Genomic DNA, 342 nt, shown 5'->3' with positions numbered 1-342 from the left:
GGCGGGAATGCCCGTTTTTTATTTAATAGTGTACAAAAAATCTGTTGTCAGTAATAGATATAATCTATTACCAACAACAGATATTGTAGAACCACTTAAAGTGACTTGCTTGGCTGCTTTTTATTTCCGGCATAAAAAAGACAGCCATCGATTTCCCGATGACTGTCTTAGTTTGCGTGGCAACGTCCTACCCTTGCAGGGGGCGATCCCCCAACTACTCTCGGCGTGCTGAAGCTTAACTTCTGTGTTCGGCATGGGAACAGGTGTATCCTTCAGGCTATCGCCACCACACTATTGAGAACTGGTGCTCTCAAAACTAGACAATATCATTTTCTTTTACCG

Annotated in this window: 1 rRNA gene; it reads right to left on the bottom strand. The window is 43.3% G+C overall.

Annotated elements, in window-relative coordinates:
* Nucleotides 1–174: 174 nt before the first annotated feature.
* Nucleotides 175–291, bottom strand: a 5S ribosomal RNA gene (gene rrf, locus CES82_RS12080).
* Nucleotides 292–342: the final 51 nt, after the last annotated feature.

It is taken from the genome of Secundilactobacillus silagincola (assembly GCF_002583405.1).
GTDB classification, from domain to species: Bacteria; Bacillota; Bacilli; order Lactobacillales; family Lactobacillaceae; genus Secundilactobacillus; species Secundilactobacillus silagincola.
The sequence above is the reverse complement of the archived record's forward strand: the minus strand, read 5'-3'. Positions and strand labels throughout refer to the sequence as shown.